General features: G+C 63.8%; 1 protein-coding gene. It reads left to right on the top strand.

Translation table 11 applies throughout. From position 1 onward, the window contains the following. A partial coding sequence (locus DSD19_RS21125) for an IS3 family transposase (RefSeq protein ID WP_113671004.1) occupies window positions 1–629 on the top strand: 629 nt, incomplete at its 5' end. Window positions 630–655: the final 26 nt, after the last annotated feature.

Below are 655 nucleotides of genomic sequence, written 5' to 3'. Positions count from 1 at the left end.
AAGGGCTGTCGGTGCGCCGCCGTCGTGGCCGCAAGCGGGCGCGCGGCAGCCGAACCCCGATGCCAGCGCCCCTGCAGCCAAATCAGCGTTGGTCGCTGGACTTCCTGTCGGACACCTTCGGGGCCTGCCGGAAGTTCCGCATCCTGGCGGTGAACGACGATTGCTGCCGCGAGAACCTTGGCCTGATCGCTGATACCAGCATCTCGGGGGCCAGGGTGGCGCGCGAACTGGACGCCTTGGTTCGCATCTACGGCAAACCGGCCTGTGTCGTCAGTGACAATGGCACCGAGTTCACCAGCAAGGCGATCCTGCAATGGGCGAACGACAACAAGGTCGAGTGGCATTACATCGACCCGGGAAAGCCACAACAGAACGGCTTCATCGAGTCATTCAACGGCAGTCTGCGCGACGAATGCCTCAACGAGGAGATCTTCGACAGCCTGGCCGACGCCCGCCGCAAGCTGGCCATCTGGCGCTACGACTACAACAACGTTAGGCCGCATTCCTCGCTGGGCAATCAGACCCCGGCAGAAGCGCGCCGCGCGCTTGAGCAATCTGAGGGCTCCGCGCCCGGCGCGCTTGCCCAACCCGAAACCGACCACTATCAACCCCAAGGACTCTCGTTATGAACGAGGGACGACCGGGGGACAGGTCA

Source organism: Rhodovulum sp. BSW8, assembly GCF_003314725.1.
Lineage (GTDB): Bacteria > Pseudomonadota > Alphaproteobacteria > Rhodobacterales > Rhodobacteraceae > Rhodovulum > Rhodovulum visakhapatnamense.
This window is presented reverse-complemented; position numbering and strand designations above follow the sequence as displayed.